At 55.2% G+C, this 16860-nt stretch carries 15 protein-coding genes; 10 read left to right on the top strand and 5 right to left on the bottom strand.

Translation table 11 applies throughout. The annotated features are described in order from the left end of the window. The first annotated feature begins 1 nt into the window (after position 1). From K0H81_RS12625 to K0H81_RS12595, 7 genes are all read left to right on the top strand, one after another. Positions 2 to 589 (top strand): methylated-DNA--[protein]-cysteine S-methyltransferase, encoded by a 588-nt coding sequence (locus K0H81_RS12625; protein WP_220058549.1) that lies wholly within the window; start codon positions 2 to 4, stop codon positions 587 to 589. A gap of 130 nt (positions 590 to 719) precedes the next feature. Further along, entirely contained in the window at positions 720 to 2045 is a 1326-nt protein-coding gene (locus K0H81_RS12620; protein WP_258406285.1) for a DEAD/DEAH box helicase, read from the top strand. A gap of 33 nt (positions 2046 to 2078) precedes the next feature. Continuing rightward, positions 2079 to 2549, top strand: a complete 471-nt coding sequence (locus K0H81_RS12615; RefSeq protein WP_220058548.1) for a dual specificity protein phosphatase family protein — start codon at positions 2079 to 2081, stop codon at positions 2547 to 2549. A 148-nt stretch (positions 2550 to 2697) separates the two neighbouring features. Beyond that, the gene (locus tag K0H81_RS12610; RefSeq protein WP_258406284.1) at positions 2698 to 4194 is read left to right on the top strand and encodes a phospholipase D family protein; all 1497 of its coding nucleotides are present in this window, start codon (positions 2698 to 2700) and stop codon (positions 4192 to 4194) included. A gap of 94 nt (positions 4195 to 4288) precedes the next feature. Then, complete coding sequence (locus K0H81_RS12605; RefSeq protein ID WP_144204455.1) at positions 4289 to 5182, top strand: chemotaxis protein CheV; 894 nt, start codon at positions 4289 to 4291, stop codon at positions 5180 to 5182. 300 nt (positions 5183 to 5482) lie between these two features. After that, entirely contained in the window at positions 5483 to 6706 is a 1224-nt protein-coding gene (gene sstT / locus K0H81_RS12600) for a serine/threonine transporter SstT (protein ID WP_144204456.1), read from the top strand. Positions 6707 to 7077: 371 nt separating this feature from the next. Continuing rightward, entirely contained in the window at positions 7078 to 7482 is a 405-nt protein-coding gene (locus K0H81_RS12595; protein WP_011865258.1) for a hypothetical protein, read from the top strand. A gap of 84 nt (positions 7483 to 7566) precedes the next feature. Here K0H81_RS12595 and K0H81_RS12590 read toward each other — a convergent pair whose 3' ends face one another. Further along, a complete protein-coding gene (locus K0H81_RS12590) occupies positions 7567 to 8220 on the bottom strand; it encodes an RluA family pseudouridine synthase (protein ID WP_220058547.1) in 654 nt (217 codons plus the stop codon). 248 nt (positions 8221 to 8468) lie between these two features. On the opposite strand from K0H81_RS12590, the gene K0H81_RS12585 reads away from it, so the two are divergent. Beyond that, positions 8469 to 9389, top strand: coding sequence for a M14 family metallopeptidase (locus K0H81_RS12585; RefSeq protein WP_220060851.1), 921 nt, complete (start codon positions 8469 to 8471; stop codon positions 9387 to 9389). Positions 9390 to 9487: 98 nt separating this feature from the next. On the opposite strand, the gene K0H81_RS12580 is transcribed toward K0H81_RS12585, so the two are convergent. Together K0H81_RS12580 and K0H81_RS12575 are read right to left on the bottom strand one after the other, a co-directional pair. Next, complete coding sequence (locus K0H81_RS12580) at positions 9488 to 10138, bottom strand: LysE family translocator (RefSeq protein WP_220058546.1); 651 nt, start codon at positions 10136 to 10138, stop codon at positions 9488 to 9490. A gap of 150 nt (positions 10139 to 10288) precedes the next feature. Further along, entirely contained in the window at positions 10289 to 11128 is an 840-nt protein-coding gene (locus tag K0H81_RS12575) for an AraC family transcriptional regulator (protein ID WP_220058545.1), read from the bottom strand. A 208-nt stretch (positions 11129 to 11336) separates the two neighbouring features. Between K0H81_RS12575 and nadE the strand changes: the two genes are divergently transcribed. Further along, positions 11337 to 12170, top strand: coding sequence for an NAD(+) synthase (gene nadE, locus K0H81_RS12570; RefSeq protein WP_086023616.1), 834 nt, complete (start codon positions 11337 to 11339; stop codon positions 12168 to 12170). 107 nt (positions 12171 to 12277) lie between these two features. Here nadE and K0H81_RS12565 read toward each other — a convergent pair whose 3' ends face one another. Further along, on the bottom strand, positions 12278 to 12784 hold the full coding sequence (locus K0H81_RS12565; protein WP_220058544.1) for a DUF6942 family protein: 507 nt from the start codon (positions 12782 to 12784) through the stop codon (positions 12278 to 12280). 114 nt (positions 12785 to 12898) lie between these two features. Between K0H81_RS12565 and K0H81_RS12560 the strand changes: the two genes are divergently transcribed. Continuing rightward, a complete protein-coding gene (locus tag K0H81_RS12560) occupies positions 12899 to 14515 on the top strand; it encodes an alpha/beta hydrolase (RefSeq protein WP_220058543.1) in 1617 nt (538 codons plus the stop codon). A 25-nt stretch (positions 14516 to 14540) separates the two neighbouring features. Here the strand turns inward: K0H81_RS12560 and K0H81_RS12555 are convergent, their stop codons facing one another. After that, positions 14541 to 16709: a sensor domain-containing diguanylate cyclase gene (locus K0H81_RS12555; protein WP_220058542.1), complete on the bottom strand. Its 2169-nt coding sequence runs from the start codon at positions 16707 to 16709 to the stop codon at positions 14541 to 14543. Positions 16710 to 16860: the final 151 nt, after the last annotated feature.

Here is a 16860-nt window from a genome sequence, read left to right as displayed (position 1 = left end):
AATGAATCAACAGACCTCAGTGCTTGAGTACATTCCCCTCAGCCGGGACGCCGGACTAAGCGGCTATCAGGCGCTTGCCGAGCGAGTCATAGACACGCCGCTGGGAAAGGTGAGTCTGGCGGCCAATCAGTTTGGTTTGTCGCACCTGAGCTTTCTGCCCGGGCAGGATGACGACTTTGCTGCGCGTGAAGTCACCCTGGTCGCGCGCGAACAGCTGGCGCTGGAGCAGGCCGAGGCACATCTCGACCAGGCTGAGCGTGAGTTATCCGCCTATTTTGCCGGTAAGCTGACCGCCTTTAGCCTGGCCTTGGCGCCGGTAGGCACGCCGTTTCAGCATCGGGTGTGGCAGGCGCTGCTAGCTCACCCCTTCGGTGATGCGGCGAGCTATTCCGATATCGCCAGCGCGATTGATAACCCCAAGGCGGTGCGGGCGGTGGGCAGCGCCAACGGCGCCAACCGAATCGCGATTATCATTCCCTGTCATCGTATCATTGGCAAGGGCGGGGCACTGACGGGTTACGCCTATGGCCTGGGGATTAAGCGGCAACTACTGGCCCTGGAAGCTGAGGCCGTGGGCGAAAGCCAATAAGCGATCAGAAGTGAGATTGGCGCCTAAATCGATTAGGCAGTAAAGACGAGATGCCGTAAAAATTAGGTGTTTGGTCGTAAATTTAGGTACAATGCGCGGCTCTATTTTGTACGGTTAGCTAAATCTTATCATGACAACTAATGCGCTCGACCCATCTGCTCTTGAGCCCTCTGCGCCATCGGACCTGTCGCTGACAACGACCGACTTTAGTCAGTTAAATCTGGTCAAGGCGCTGCAGGCCAGACTGCATCATCTCGGTTATCAGCAGGCCACGCCGATTCAGGCAAGAGCGATCCCCGCCATCTTGGCCGGTCGCGATCTGCTGGCCGGTGCCAAGACGGGCTCGGGGAAGACCGCCGCCTTCGCGCTGCCCTTGCTGCAGAAGCTGGTGGGACAGAGAGCCGGTGGCGGCAATCATGTTGGCGCCCTGGTGTTGGTGCCGACCCGTGAGCTTGCCCAGCAGGTAGCCGATAGCTTCATCAGCTATGGCGCCGAGCTGGCGCCAAGAGCCAAGGTGGTCGCCGTATTCGGTGGCGTCTCGGCGAACAGCCAGATGTTGGCCCTGCGTGGCGGCGCCGATATTCTGGTGGCGACCCCTGGCCGCCTGCTGGACCTGCTCGGCAGCAATGCCGTTAAGCTTTCTCAGCTAAAGGCCTTAGTGCTCGACGAAGCCGATCGCATGTTGAATTTGGGCTTCACCGAGGAGCTCGGTGAGATCCTCAAACAACTGCCCGACCAGAAACAGACCCTGCTGTTCTCGGCAACTTTCCCCGAAGAGGTGCTTAGCCTCACTGCCAAGCTGCTGACCGACCCTGTCGAGATCCAGCTGCAGGAGTCGCAGAGCGCGGATATCGAGCAGCGCGTCTACACAGTTAACCGTAGCAACAAGACGGCATTGCTTGCCGAGCTTATCAAGGTGCGTCAGTGGCGTCAGGTACTGGTATTTGCCAGCGCCAAGCGCAGCTGCGATCACCTGGCGCAGAAGCTGGAGAAGCGCGGCATCAGCGCCCAGGTCTTCCATGGTGACAAGGCCCAGGGCACCCGTAGTCGTGTGCTCGATGGCTTCAAGAACGGTGAAATTACCGTGCTTATCGCTACCGACATCGCGGCCCGCGGCATCGACATCGACAAGCTTCCCGTGGTGATTAACTTCGAACTGCCAAGAAGTCCCGCAGATTACCTGCACCGTATCGGTCGTAGTGGCCGCGCGGGCGAGACAGGTGAGGCTATCTCTCTCATCAGCCACGACGAATATCATCATTTCAAGGTGATCGAGAAGAAGAACAAGCTGCGCCTGCCAAGGGAGCAGTATCCTGGCTTAGAGGCCGACGCCGAGGCGCCGCTGGATTGTCCTTCGCGCCAGGAGAAGCCTATGGCGAAACCCGAAGGCACGGGCAAGAAAAAACGTAAAAAGTTACCCAAGATCAATGACGCGATCTGGAAGCGTCCCTCATAGTAGGGCGCGTTTATCTAACAGAGTGAAACAGAGATGCAGCAGCTTTTTTGGTTAGTCGAAGGCGAACTTGCCGGTCGTTGTGGCCCCAATCTGGTGCCTTGGGATCTGAGTGAACTCAAGGCGCAGGGGGTCGGTGCCATACTCTCGGTCAATGGCGGCGATCTCTGTGATCCTGATGAGATGGCGCGGTTAGCGTTGCGCTACGCCTGCATTCCTCTGTCGGGCAATATTCCCCCCGTGGATGGCGACGAGGCGCACTGTGTGGCTCAGCTGCCCAAGGCGCTGGCCTTTATCCGTCAGTGTGAGGCCGATGGCCTGCCAGTGATGATCCATTGCCGCTCAGGCAAAGACAGGACCGGGCTCTTGATGGCCTACTACCTGATGGAGAATGGCGCCGCGCCGCTACATGCGGTGAGCCAGGTGAGGGCGGTGCGGGATATCGCCTTTAGCGCCGAGGGCTGGGATCAATTCGTCTACGACGTCTTATACGCTTTACAGGAGTAAGGCTAACGCCTATGTTAGTGACTAGGCGTATAAATTCATGGTGTTAGGGCAAGTGATGAACCTCTCTGTGGTAAGCAAAAGCATGATGCGATTGGCCTTGAAATTGATGGCTTTGACCTTGAAGGCAATGACTTTTCCCTCGAAGTTGATGACTCTCGCCTTGACCCTGAGCCTAGTGTCGGCCTGCAGCAGTTTGCCGCCGTCCCAGCAACTTACCCCCAGCCATAAGCTGGTGGCGCCGACTGATTCCGGCCTGTATCGTTACCTGGAAGGCGACCTCAAGGCGCATCCAAACAAGACGGGCATACTGCCGCTTTCCTCCGGTGTCGATGCCTTCGTGGCGCGTTTGGCGATAGTGGATGCGGCCAGCCAAAGCATAGATCTGCAATATTATATCTACCACGACGATGAAACCGGCCGCCTGCTGATCTGGCACCTGATCGACGCCGCCGATCGTGGCGTGCGGGTGAGGGTGTTGCTCGACGACCTCACCACCAAGACTCTGGATGATGGCTTGGTGCTGCTCGCCAGTCATCCCAACATCGAGATACGCCTCTTTAATCCCTCCTATGAGCGCACCTTTCGCAGCTTAGCCATGTTGACCGGCTTTTCCCGCCTCAACCATAGGATGCACAATAAATCCCTAACCGTGGACAACCAGATAACCATTGTGGGCGGGCGCAACATAGGCAATGAGTATTTCTCCAAGAATGACGATGTGGATTTTGGCGACTTCGATCTCCTGACCATAGGCGATGTGGTCGATGAGGTGTCGGATCAATTCGATCGCTACTGGAACAGCGAGCAGGTCGAGAGTGTGGTCAACCTGGTGCCGCCACCGACCAGTGAGATGTATAAAGAAGCGGCCAAGATCATGGCCAGAAACAAGCAGAACTTCCTCCACGATGAGTACCTTAATCGTCTCGAACTGAGCGAGCTGCTGACACAGATCACCTCCAAGGGACTCGCCTGGTATTGGGGCGATGCGCAGCTGCTGTACGATCCGCCCCAGAAGGCGAGCAGGCAGGGCCATCAGGAGTGGTTGCTAACTGACCTTAGCCAATTCCTGGGGAAGGCACGCCAAGAGGCTTTAATTGTCTCGCCGTACTTTGTGCCTACCGACGGCGGCTGTCAGGCCCTGATAGACGCGGCTAAGCAGGGGATCAAGATCACCATCATCACCAACAGTCTGGCGGCCACCGACGTGTTGGCTGTGCATGCGGGCTATAAGGCTTATCGCGAGCGGTTGCTGGAAAACGGCATCGCCCTGTATGAGGTGAAGGTGGACATCAACAACCGCCCCAGCGCCTGGAAGGGCAGCTCACGTACCAGCTTGCATGCTAAGACCTTTGTGCTGGATAGGGCATCTGTGTTTGTCGGCTCTTTCAATTTCGATCCCAGATCGGCCTGGATCAACACTGAGATGGGGCTGATTGTCGACCAGAGTGAGTTTGCTGGCGAGATGGTGGATGAGATTCAAAAGTCCCTCAAACGCAGCAGCTATCGCTTGGATCTTAAAGATGGCGAGCTGATCTGGCATGACGATCTTAAGGGCCAAGTCTATTATGCCGACCCCGATGCCAGCTTCTGGCGTCGTTTCATGGCCGATTTTATCGGTCTGCTGCCGATAGAGTCACAGTTGTAAGGCCAATTTATCAAGGCTTGAGCATCGTCAATTTAATCTGGCTATGCTAGGGTTAAACTTATCGCTAATTAAGCATTTACGTGTCGGTAAGAATATGAAAAGTAAGGCTAGCCAATCTCAAGGCCTATTATTGTTCCGCTTATCCCATACTCAGTTGTTTGCCCTCGGCACGCTCAAGATCCGTGAACTGGTTCCCTTCTCTAAACTCAGCGCCATCCCTCAATCTCATCCTGCTATTTTGGGCGCCGCGACCGTCAGGGGCCACACCATTCCCATCATAGACATGGCCGCGGCGGTGGGCTACGCGCCCATCACGCCCGAAGAGTGCGCCAACGCCTATATCATCATCACAGATTGTCAGCGCATGGTGATGGGGTTTTTGGTGCGCAGCATAGATAAGATCATTGAGTGTAACTGGCGGGATATCGAGTCGCCGCCGGATAACCTGGGCAAGAACGCTTTTCTCACCGGGGTGACCCGGGTCGATGACAAGTTAGTGCAGCTGCTGGATGTGGAGCTGTTATTGTCCAAGATCTTCCCTGCCAGCCCGGAAACCACCCGGGCGATACTGACGGATGTGCAGCGGGAGATCCTAAAGCCGCTCAATATTCTGCTGGTGGACGATTCCAAGGTGGCGCGCAAGCAGCTTAGCGACGCGCTGGACAGCATCAATATTCCCTATCTGGTGACCTCAGATGGCAGAGACGCGCTCTCTATCATGGAGGAGGCCGCCAAGGAGGGAAGGCCGGTGGATCTGCTGGTGAGCGACATCGAGATGCCTGGGCTCGACGGCTACGAGTTGGCGTTCGAGGTGAAGAACACGCCTGCCTTGGCCGACGCCTATATCATCTTGCACACCTCGCTCTCGAGTGAGATCAGCGTGAGTCAGGCCCATCAGGTGGGCGCCAATGAGGCGCTGACCAAGTTTGACGCCCATGAGCTGATCGACGCCATGCTCAGGGGGGCCAAGCGGCATCAGGCCAGTTAAAGATTAGATTTTTGTTATCTTTATGATGCTAGTGGGTAATATCTAAAGCGAAATCGAGCGCTTTGCTAGACAAGACGGGGGAGTTTCTATAAAACACAGGATGAAGGAAGTTTAACCTTGGGCCAGATCCTGTGTTTGACACCAGCTTTTACTCTCATCCTTAGTACGTTTCGGTCATAGCGGCCATGCGTGACCAAGGTGAGAGACGATAAATAACATAAAGAAAGCTGTTCTGCTCAGCGAACGTTGACGGCGATGAGCAAAGGTTAAATTCAATTAATTATAATGATAGGTCAATCAATGAATCAAAATCGTTCCTTATTTGCCAAGTTGGCAGATGGCAGTTTAGTGCTGCAAATTATCTTGGGGATCATTGCCGGGGTTGCCCTGGCGAGTTTTTCACCTTCCTCGGCAGAGAGTGTCGCCTTTCTAGGTGATCTGTTTGTCGGCGCGCTAAAGGCGATTGCGCCGATCTTAGTGTTTATTCTGGTGGCGGCCTCGATTGCCAATCAGAAGAAAAACACCAAGACCAATATGCGACCTATCATAGTCCTCTATCTGTTTGGTACCTTTGCCGCGGCGATCACCGCAGTAACCATGAGCTTCCTCTTCCCCACCTCTCTGGTGCTGGTAAGCGGCGCCCAAGGTGCGACGCCGCCGGAAGGGATTGGCGAAGTCCTCAATACATTGCTCTTCAAGGTGGTCGATAATCCGGTTAACGCCCTGATGACGGGTAACTATATTGGCATCCTGGCCTGGGGTGTGGGCCTGGGCATCGCCCTGCATCACGCCTCTGAGAACACTAAGACGGTATTTGCCGATGTGAGCCACGGCGTCTCTCAGATGGTGCGCTTCGTGATCCGTCTGGCGCCTATCGGTATCTTCGGCCTGGTGGCTAACACCTTCGCCGCAACCGGTTTCGAGGCGATTGCCGGCTATGCTCAACTGCTTGCCGTGCTGCTGGGTTCTATGTTGATTATCGCGCTTGTCATCAACCCGCTTATCGTCTGGTTTAAGATCCGCCGTAACCCTTATCCGCTGGTATTTACCTGCCTGAGAGAGAGCGGCGTGACCGCCTTCTTTACTCGCTCTAGCGCGGCCAACATCCCGGTGAACATGGCCCTGTGCGAGAAACTGGATCTGCATGAAGATACTTTCTCGGTATCTATCCCACTGGGCGCGACCATCAACATGGCGGGCGCGGCGATCACTATTACCGTATTGACCCTGGCGGCGGTGCACACAGAAGGGATCCAGGTCGATATTCTGACCGCGATTCTGCTGAGCGTCGTAGCGGCGGTTTCGGCCTGTGGCGCCTCTGGGGTGGCCGGTGGCTCGCTACTGCTTATCCCGCTGGCCTGTAGCCTGTTTGGCATCTCTAACGATGTCGCCATGCAGGTGGTCGCCGTGGGCTTCATCATTGGCGTGATTCAAGACTCGGCGGAGACCGCCCTTAACAGCTCCACCGACGTGCTCTTTACCGCGGCGGCCTGTGAGGCGGCCGAGCGTCAGGCGGAGATATAAGCCAGTGTTAGCCTGAGTAATAAGTTTTCGAATTGAAAAGGAGCCGCTTGGCTCCTTTTTTGTGTCTGGCTTTTTTAACTGGTTTTGTGCCTGAATCGTATGTCTGGATTTGTGTTTGGACCTATTTAGCCCTCATGGCATGAGCCGATGCGGCCGATAAGGTTTAGAGAGTGACGGCTTTGGCGTGTTGAAAAAAATTTGTATTACACTTTACTTAAATAATGCATTAAAAGTGATTTAGATCGCGTTTTTATTTCCGCTCTAGGTTACAATTTCACACAAAGGAGACGACAAGTCGGTTTAACTTGTTGGTTTATGGTTGCTTTTTCACAATGTTGTAACATTTGCGGTAATTTAGAGGTTAAATAAATATGAGTTCTGAGCTTAGGGTAATGTTAGGCAATGCCAGTGCTAACGGTTCACAGTCATTACTTCAAGTTATCGAAATGTCGGTTGTTGAAAAGCGCAAACGTTTACGTTGGCAGGAGCAAGATATGGAAACACGCGAAATTATTGGCCAGTGGATAGATGAGCGCCCCTCTCTGGGCGACAAGATCACCCTTTATCGTCAAGGCGATAAGCTGTTTCTAGAGACCTGGTATAACGATGGTTGCCATAGTTTTGATGAGATGCAGGCAACTAGACTTGATAACGGTCTCAAGCTCGAAGATCTCGGTGGTAACCTGTTCGGCGAATACTTCCTGCTCTCCGACGACAACAACCTGCAATTCTGCAACAGCAGTGAATGCTTCTATACCGCCAAACGCGCGGCATAAGCTAAGAAGAAAGGCGCCAGATAGGCGCCTTTTTTGTGTCTAGCTTTACTACTCCTGAGAGTCGCCTCCTGAAAAGCAAAGGCTTTAGAAGGGATGCAGACTCGAGAAGCTCAGTCTGCTCTGCTTGTAGGGATGAGTGATACTCAGGTGCTCGGCATGCAGGTGCAGACGCGGCGCGGCGGCAATAATGGCTTCGTCGCCATAGAAATCGTCACCCAGTATGGTGTGGCCCAGCGCCTTCATGTGTAGCCTGAGCTGGTGGGTTCGCCCCGTGATCGGCTTGAGCTTCACCAGAGTGCTGTTGCTGCGCCGTTCCAGCACCTCAAAATAGGTGGTCGCCGGTTTGCCATCCTCGGCAATCTTCTGTAGCGGCGGTTGCTCGCTATCGGGTTTCATCGCCAACTCTATCTTGCCACTGTCCTGGCTCATCAGGCCCGCAACCTCGGCCACATAATATTTTTCTGTGGTGCGGTTTTGAAACTGGGTCTTGAGGTGAGACTCGGCCTTCTTGTTGAGGGCGAACACCATGATGCCAGAGGTGGCGCAGTCGAGCCTGTGCACCAGGATGGCTTCAGGAAAACGCTGCAACAGGCGGTTGATGGCGCAGTCATGGGTCTGTGCGGCGCGGCCTGGATTAGACAACAGGCCAGATGGCTTGTTGATTATGATGATGTCGCGATCTTGGTAGCGTATATCGAGCCAGGGAATAGCCGGGGGCTGGTAACTAAAAATTTTCATCGTCTCTCCTCGGCGGCGATCCTAACAAAGAATCCGGGCCCTGCCTATCCTAAGGGCATCTGTTTGCGACCCTCTTGGCGTCTTTCATTTCACCTTGGCTGCGATTTTACGGCTGGGTTTACAAAGCCTGGCGAGTTGAATTTTCTTAAGCTTGCTCACAGGCGCGCCGAGTTTAGGTATCATGGGGGAATGTGGCCCCGCCAACAGCGGGCGGCTTGGCCGAGGCAGACAACAAGATGGAAGATAAGATGACAGAGCAACAAGGTTATTGGATTGGTGAGGTGGGTAAGCCCTGGGGCGATGCGGAAAAAGCAAAGTGGCGCGCCGCGCAGCAGAAGAAGCGCTCCTATGAGCAGGAAGTGCTGAGCAAGTTCAGCCAGGTGAGCGAGAGCTTTGAGGCGCAGCAATATGGCGAGCTTGACTATGCCGAGGGTCTGTATCCGCTCTATGGCTTTAAATCCCGCGACTGGGATCAGGCTAAGCCCACTATCTTAGTTACCGGCGGCGTCCATGGCTACGAGACCAGTGGCGTGCAGGGCGCGCTGCGTTTCTTGATCGCCAAGGCCGCCGAGTACAGCCACGACTTCAATATTCTGGTGGCCCCCTGTGTCAGCCCTTGGGGCTATGAGACCATCAATCGCTGGAACCCCGAGGCGATTGACCCAAACCGTTCCTTCTATGCCGACAGCCCGGCTCAGGAGTCCCGCGCCCTGATGCAATGGGTGGCGAGCTTTAACCTGCCCTTGATGGCACATATCGACCTGCATGAGACCACAGACACAGATAATAGCGAGTTTCGCCCAGCTTTAGCTGCAAGAGATGCCAAGGTGCAGACTAACTGGAATATTCCCGACGGCTTCTATCTGGTGGGTGATAGCGAGAACCCTAACGATGAGATGCAGGCGGCCATCATAGCGGCCGTGGCTAAGGTGACCCATATCGCCCCCGCCGATGAGCAGGGACGATTGATAGGCGAGCCCATCACTCAGTTTGGGGTGATCAATTACGCGACCAAGGCGCTGGGCCTGTGCAGCGGCTTTAGCGATGCCAGATACAACACCACTACCGAGGTCTATCCAGACAGTCCGTTGGTGGACGATGAAAACTGTATCCAGGCCCAGGTAATGGCGGTAAGCTCGGCGCTGGATTATATCCGCAGCCAGGGCTGAGCTAGACCCTCGCCCGAGTAAGCCCGGGCGCCGCTGTATTTACGGCCGAGGGCTTCACGGTCAAGGTCTTCACGGCCAAGGTCTTCACGGGCGAGAGCTTAACGGCCGAGGGCGCCGCTGAGAATGACTCCGGCGACGAAGATAAAGAGCAATCCGGTCAACAGGTTGATCAGTGGGGTTGCTCTTTTCATTTTGAGCTGCATCTTGGGATGAGAGAGCACCAGGGCGATCAGGCTAAACCACCCCAAAGAGAGGGCGAACATCATGGCGGTGGCGGCCACCTTAGTGCTCAGGGTCACCTCAGGGGTGATCAGGGTCGAGAATAGTGTGATGAAAAATACCAGCGCCTTGGGGTTGAGCAGGTTGGTGGAGACTCCCTGCATGAATCCCTGAGCCGCACCGAGTCCACGACCGGCCTTACTTGCCGCATTCAGATGCGCCTCATCGCGCCAGTGGGCGATGGCGGCGCGTATCGCGCCTATGCCCATCCAGCCCAGGTAGCTGGCACCAATCAGCTGCACCGCCATGAAGAGGTTAGGGGAGCCCTTGATGATAAGGCTTACCCCGGTGAGGCTCAGCAGCGTGTGTAGCGTGATGGCTACCGCCAGGCCCAGCGCGGCGGCGACCGCCGTGCGTCTGTGCTCTTGAGCGGCCAGCCTGACCACCAGGGCGAAATCCGGGCCTGGACTGGCCAGGGCGACCGTGTGTATGACGGCCAAAGAGAAAAGCAGTTGCAGCTGTAGTTCCATCTGTGTTGAGCTCTCACGCGTTAAATTTAAATCGATGTTGCCATAGTAAGCCTATCCGCGGCGCCGGGATTGTAAAATATTGCGCGTTTGCTGTTAGGCCAGATGTTTTTTGTCTGTGGGCTAACCTATCACTAACCTATCACTAACCTATCAGGGCGTGACCCGTTTCTGAAAATGGGCCGGGGTGATCAAAAATGCCCGCTTGAACGCCTTGTTGAAATGGCTCTGATCGAAGAACCCTAAGTCATAGGCGGTGCTGATGGCGCTGTCGCCTCGCATCAGCGCCTTCTTGGCGTATTCCAGCCGCAGGCGTTTCAGGTAGGCGTGGGGCGTCATGCCGGTGGCCGCCTTGAATTGACGTAAGAATTGAAACTTACTCAAACCGATGGAGAGCGCCAGCGGCTCCAGCTCGAACTCCTGATCCAGCCCTTGATGGAACTGCTGCTTGATGTTGTCCAGCTGGGCACCGCTTAACCTGGCCTGACTGCTCGGCAGGTTACGTAGCTTGCCATGGTGATAAAACAGCTCGCTGATAAAACCTAGCAGCAAGGTCTCCGCCTCCAGCGGCGTGATGTTTGCCTGATGCAGGGTCAGTTGCCTGTGCAGGCGGATGAAATAGGCCCTCAGCTTAGGGTCGTCTAGGATAGGCGTGCTGAAATAGAGCTCGCCCTGGTTGAGCGCCTCGCCCACCTGCTGCACATAGCTGGTGGGCAGAGACATCACCAGCGCCTCATAGCCGCCATCGGCGATACTCTGGCCGTTGTGGCTCTCGTCTGGGTTGAGGGTGGATATGTTGCCCGGCGTCAGTCGATACTCGCTGCCCCTGTGGTGATAGCGTTGGCCGCCATGGCAGACCACGCCTATGTGGTAGTCCAGATGCACATGTTTCTCGAAGGCGAAATGGGTAAATTGCGCGCGGCTAAGCTCCATCTCTTTCAAGATGCTCGCCTGCCAATAATCTATCTTCTCTACCGCGCTTGTTGCCATCATCCCGCTTCGCTTGACTCCTGACCGGCCCCTCCGATCGTCTGATTAGCCAGTGTAGATCAGGGCGTTTTCCCCTGACTAGTAAATAATTGCAGCCTCTCGACCCATTTATTGGATTGGGGCGAGCTTAGGTCGTGAATTTCCCGAGGATTTGGCTCATAATGGTCAGCTTAGAATCATGCTGACAGTTAACCTAAGTGGAGTCGGACCAGTGAAAGGACAGATCATACGTGAAATGAAGGTGCAGCCGCATATCGAGGTGGAATATGAGGTGCAAAGACGTATCGCCTTTATCAAAGCGAAACTCAAAGAGGCGCGCGCCACCAGTCTCGTGCTGGGGATCAGCGGTGGGGTAGACTCCTCACTGGCGGGCCGTCTGTGCCAGCTAGCGGTGGATGAGCTGAACAGTGAAGGCGAATATGAAGGCAGTTATCAGTTTATCGCGGTGCGTCTGCCCTTCAAGGTGCAGAAGGATGAAGATGAGGCGCAGATGGCCTGTCAGTTCATTCAGCCCAGTAAGCTGGTGACGGTCAACATAGGTGAAGGGGTCGAAGGAATCCATCATCAGACGCTGGCGGGCCTCGAAGTGGCCGGCGTCATCTCTCATCCCCACAGCAATGTCGATTTCGTAAAGGGTAACGTGAAGGCCAGAATGCGTATGATCGCCCAATATGAGATCGCCGGCCTGACTGGTGGCCTGGTAGTTGGCACCGACCACAGCGCCGAGAATATCACCGGCTTCTACACCAAGTGGGGTGACGGTGCCTGCGATCTGGCGCCGCTGTTTGGTCTGAGCAAGCGTCAGGTGCGTCAGCTGGCAGCGGCACTGGGCGCACCTAGCGTGCTGGTCGATAAGGCGCCGACGGCGGATCTCGAGTGTGATAAGCCACAGCTCGAAGATGAAGTCGCCCTGGGCCTGACCTATGATCAGATAGATGATTTCCTCGAAGGTAAGCCGGTAGATGCCGCGGTCGAGGCGCGCCTGATCGCCATCTACAACGCGACCCAGCACAAGCGTAAGCCTATTCCGACGCTATACGACTAGCGCCGCCATGACTCATCTAGCTGAATGAGTCACGGCAAACAGAATCGATAAAGGCGCCTCGGGCGCCTTTTTCTTTGGTGAGGCCTGTTGGGTTGAGGACTAATCGGCTAGTCGGTGAGCGATTTGCGAAGCTTACGTAAATCCGCTATCAGGGCGTTGGGACACTGGCGATAATCCAGATAGGGCAGCAGGTAGATTTGATTATCGTTTTCTTGCTGGTGTGTAAAGGTCTTTGGCTCATTCAAAGGCGTCAAGCCCAGGGCGATGGCGCTCTGCTGGCCACAGACATAATGTTCCTTGGCCATGGGTGACAGGGCATCGGCGCCGAAACGTATCTGCTCGTCATTTCTTAATAGACTGCCCATGTAGCCGCGCCAGTCGTCGTCCGGCGCACTCAATTTTGCCATGATCACTAAGATCTTGCGCCAGTTATTGCCGTTGAGGGCGATCAGACTCTCTAAACTGCCTATATTTAAGCTAGCGCTTTCTATATCAGCTTTATTTAAGTCGGCTGGCTGGGCAAGTTGCCAGTCGGCAGGCAGAAGGGGAGGCGTTGGCAGATAAAAGCAGCGTTTGGCGCCATCCTGCCCTAAGGGCTTCACATTCTTAGACATAATCTTTATTCCTTGGGCTTTGGGACTGGAGTTTACGCAATAAAGCCGTGTATGTTAATGGTTAACGGACTTGCAGCGCGTGAGCGCGCACATGGAGCCTAGCGGTCATTTCTCATGAAAACATTGCTGATTCACTCGACAAAACATCTTTCCATCGCCGTCACCTATGCCTGTCTCGGCATTATCGCGGCCGCGCTCGCCTTTGGGGTCTGGTTTCTAAATGCCCGTCCCGACCTGTCCATCTGGCATTCGACCATGCTCGAGCATCAGTTTCGCCTCGATAGCGAGGTAGACGATTTCCCTGCCTATCAGACGCTGGAGGCCAAGCTGTTCGAGGAGGTGGAGAGTAAGATCTATAGCCGCACCCAACACCTGGATCAGCCCCTCAATCGCTATTGGCATGGCAGCTTTGCCGACCCAGACAACTGGCCTAAGGCCTGGAATCGTAGTTATGAGTGGGCCAAGCCAGATGCCGAATTTGGGGTCCTGTTGCTGCACGGCATGTCAGACTCTCCCTATGCCTTGTCGCACTTTGCCGAGCATTTTAAGGGGCGCGCTCACCTGCTGGGGCTAAGATTGCCGGGCCACGGCACCATACCCTCTGGCTTGGTGGAGCTTAAGTGGCAGGAGATGGCCAGGGCGGTGGAGCTGGCGACCCAGCATCTCAAGCAGCAACTGGGTGATAAGCCGCTCTATGTGGTGGCCTTCTCGACCGGTGCGGCGCTGGCGTTAAACCATGAGCTCGAGCGACTCGCGCATAATTCGACGCTGAGTTACCGCGGCATGATCTTCCTCTCGCCGGCCATAGGCCTGTCGCCGGTGGCGGCCGGTGCCAAGTGGCAGGACAGGTTAGGGCGGCTGTTGGGGCTGGAGAAGCTGAGCTGGAACTCGATTCAGACCGAGTACGATCCCTTTAAATACAACTCGTTCGCCGTCAATGCCGGCGATGTGGTCTATCAGCTGGCAGAGCGCAATCAACAGCTGATGCAGGCGATGCCCCAGGAGCAATTGGCCGAGCTTGCGGATATCTTAACCTTTCAGTCGGTGGCCGACGCTACTGTCTCGACGCCGGCTGTGGTGAGTAATCTCTATGGGCGTCTGCCTTCGAAACAGCATCAGCTGGTGCTGTTTGATATCAATCGCCAACCCCTGAGCCTGGCCCTGGTGGTGAGCGATCCGCTGACCGCCTTGTTGCCTTCCCTCAGTCTCGATGCCCCCAGGTTCGATCTGACTCTGGTGCAGAATCGCCAAGCTGTTCCGGAGCGGAATCAGGAGAGAGAGCAGGAGTTGATTGCGCAAAGCGAACCGTCACATCATAAGCCGTCACAAAACGAGCCGCTAAAGAGTCTCGACGAGGTCGAGGCCAGCAGGTATAGGCCTGGGAAAGTGGTTGTTCATCAGCCCTTAGGGCTCAATTGGCCGGCGGGCATCTATTCGCTCTCCCATGTGGCCCTGCCTTATCCCGCGAGCGATAACCTGTACGGCACGGCGTTCGTCAAGGGGAGTCACAGGGTGCAGATTGGCGCGGCAGCTACCCGCGGGGAGCGCGGCGTGCTGGGCGTGTCGGCAGCGGAGGTGCTCAGGCAGAAATGGAATCCTTTCTTCCCTTATCTGTTAGCGCGGGTGGATAGCTTTATCCAGGCGCGCCAAGGGGCTAATGCCACGCCTTCAAATGAGCCAGCGGCCTTTGCGGCAAAGCCTGGCTCGTTAACAGAAGGCCTGGCTCGGTAAGAGAGACTAGGTTAAAAAGCCAAGGTTAGCTTAGCTGATCTTCGGCCGACAGCAGGGAGCAGATCACCCGGTTGCGACCATTTTCCTTGGCCTCGTAGAGGTTAAGATCGGCCATCTTAAACCAGTGATCTATGTCGTTCATGTAGCCGGCATTGCTGATCACCGCGCCGATACTCACGGTCAGGCTGATCGCTTCCTGGCCCGGCACCTCAATCTGATGCTCCGCGACCAGTTCCTTAAACTGATTCAGATGCTGCTCTACCAGCAGGGCGTTGCACTGGGGCAACACCACCAAAAACTCTTCACCACCATAGCGAGAGACAATATCCGTGTCCCGCTTAAAGAACTGCTTCATCAGTTCGGCCAGGGCGATGAGGGCGCTATCGCCTATCTGGTGGCCATAGGTGTCGTTGATCTTCTTAAAGTGGTCGATATCTATGATGCAGAACGCCAGCGCCGCATAGCTGCGCTTGCACATATCGTGAATATTGCCGAAATGATTTTCCACATAGCGGCGGTTGTACAGTTGAGTCAGCTCATCGCGCTCTGCCAGCGCCTGCAACTTGAGGTTGGCATCTTCCAGCTCAACCGTACGCATTGCCACCTTTTCCTCCAGCTCCAGCTGGTAGCTGATCAGCTCCTGCTTACTCTTCTGAATGCTGCTGGAGAGGGCATAGATCTCCTGGGGCGTGGTGTCTGTCATCGCCTCATCCTGATGTTCGGCCATGCCCCACTGGCTAAATTTCTTGGCGATGGTCTCAAGCGGCTGGGTCAGGCGATTACTGATCACCTTGATCAGCAAGATGGTGATGATGAAGGCAATAAACAGCAGGCTGAAGGTGGTCAGGTACTGCTGCTCCACCTGCTTCACCAGCGGCGAGAAGGGCATCACCACATAGAGTGACCAGCCATTTTTCAGCACATATTTGGCGTAGGCGAACTCAGGGTTAAAGCTGTCGAGATTGCGAAAGTTGATCATGTTCAGGCTGGTGCGATAGCGCTGCCCCGAGGTGGAAACCTTAAGCGGGGTCAAGGGCGCCAGGTCGAGCATCTCCGAGGCATAGATCACCAGGCCGTTCTCGTCGGTGAGCACCATGGCCTGCTCGTTAAACTCACGGTTGCGTTCATCGATACTGGCGAACTTGGTAAGGTTCAGCGAGCCTTCGATGATCCCTATGGGGCTGACCGGGTTGTCCTTGGAATAGAGCGGCGCACTGATGGCGACTATGGGATCTGTACCAAAACCCCTCCCCAGGAAGGCCGGAGAGATAAAGGTCAGCTGATTGTAGAAGGCCTCCTGAAAATAGTGCCTGTCGCTGATGCTGAGATCTTTGTTTTTAACTGTCTCCTTGCCCAGGCGTGAGATGGGGCTGGCCGCCGAGATAAACCCCTTGTCGTCGGCTATCAGCATAGAGATAAAAAACGGGTAACTCTGGTGCAGCTTAGACAACAGGCTCTGCCACTGGGCCGCATCATAGTTAGACAGGCTCAGCCAGCGCGCCGCGTTGTCTATGGCGCTGATGTGCCCCTCGATAAAGCTCTCTGTGGCCTTGCCAAGGTGGGCGGCCGAGTCTTCCAGGTTAAGTTTTACATCCCGCTGCTGTTGATCGATGGAGTTGTTGTTGAAGATCAGTGCCGATACCAACAGGGCTAGGGTCAACACCTGGGTAAAGGTGTAGGTGAGTTGGGCGTTGAAGCTCTTGCGCTTCTTATTTATCAGCTTGCCGTCGATATGTAGCTGGCTGGGCAGCATGGTGACGCAGATGGCGCCGAGCGCCGTATAGAGCATGCCGTTAATTCCCTGCTTGAGGGTGATAAAGGTCATGTAACTGTTGGGCATCTGAAACACCAGGTTGGCGTACAGATAGAAGAGCGGCATGCCCAGCAAGAGCCAGAAGGTGATATCCGCATACAGGGTGTAGAACTCTTTGCGCCGCGCATAGCCCAGCCACAGCGCCTCTAACGGGAACAGCAGGAACATGTGCCAGCTGTCCCAGGCGATATAGAGGCCGGTGGCACAAAGCAGCGAGGTTAACAGGGCATACCAGGGGCCGAGGAAGATGGCCACGATCACGAAGAAGAGGTTACCAATGATCAGCTGTTGGTTACCAAACAGGGGAATAGGTGCCAGGTTGACCAGCAAGCCCAGTAGACCCAGTAGCAAGGCAAACCCAAGATGATTCTTATTGATCAATTACTTTCTTCCCTAATCTTTCATTGACGATGCAGATAACGCAGATGACGCAGAAAATGCTGACAGAACTGCCACAGCGGATGCTCTCTGCCGGCGCCCTTAATAGGCTTTCGTCGGCCGCTTCTGACCCTTTTTCAAGGCCTGTATCGAT

Source organism: Shewanella halotolerans, from assembly GCF_019457535.1.
Lineage (GTDB): Bacteria > Pseudomonadota > Gammaproteobacteria > Enterobacterales > Shewanellaceae > Shewanella > Shewanella halotolerans.
Note: the sequence above shows the minus strand (reverse complement) of the source record. Positions and strands in the feature narration are given on the sequence as shown.

Bases quoted from the DNA above. Each gene is read 5' to 3' on its own strand.
- K0H81_RS12625 (WP_220058549.1), top strand. From the start codon at position 2: ATGAATCAACAGACCTCAGTGCTTGAGTACATTCCCCTCAGCCGGGAC.
- K0H81_RS12620 (WP_258406285.1), top strand. From the start codon at position 720: ATGACAACTAATGCGCTCGACCCATCTGCTCTTGAGCCCTCTGCGCCA.
- K0H81_RS12615 (WP_220058548.1), top strand. From the start codon at position 2,079: ATGCAGCAGCTTTTTTGGTTAGTCGAAGGCGAACTTGCCGGTCGTTGT.
- K0H81_RS12610 (WP_258406284.1), top strand. From the start codon at position 2,698: ATGACTCTCGCCTTGACCCTGAGCCTAGTGTCGGCCTGCAGCAGTTTG.
- K0H81_RS12605 (WP_144204455.1), top strand. From the start codon at position 4,289: ATGAAAAGTAAGGCTAGCCAATCTCAAGGCCTATTATTGTTCCGCTTA.
- sstT (WP_144204456.1), top strand. From the start codon at position 5,483: ATGAATCAAAATCGTTCCTTATTTGCCAAGTTGGCAGATGGCAGTTTA.
- K0H81_RS12595 (WP_011865258.1), top strand. From the start codon at position 7,078: ATGAGTTCTGAGCTTAGGGTAATGTTAGGCAATGCCAGTGCTAACGGT.
- K0H81_RS12590 (WP_220058547.1), bottom strand. From the start codon at position 8,220: ATGAAAATTTTTAGTTACCAGCCCCCGGCTATTCCCTGGCTCGATATA.
- K0H81_RS12585 (WP_220060851.1), top strand. From the start codon at position 8,469: ATGACAGAGCAACAAGGTTATTGGATTGGTGAGGTGGGTAAGCCCTGG.
- K0H81_RS12580 (WP_220058546.1), bottom strand. From the start codon at position 10,138: ATGGAACTACAGCTGCAACTGCTTTTCTCTTTGGCCGTCATACACACG.
- K0H81_RS12575 (WP_220058545.1), bottom strand. From the start codon at position 11,128: ATGATGGCAACAAGCGCGGTAGAGAAGATAGATTATTGGCAGGCGAGC.
- K0H81_RS12565 (WP_220058544.1), bottom strand. From the start codon at position 12,784: ATGTCTAAGAATGTGAAGCCCTTAGGGCAGGATGGCGCCAAACGCTGC.
- K0H81_RS12560 (WP_220058543.1), top strand. From the start codon at position 12,899: ATGAAAACATTGCTGATTCACTCGACAAAACATCTTTCCATCGCCGTC.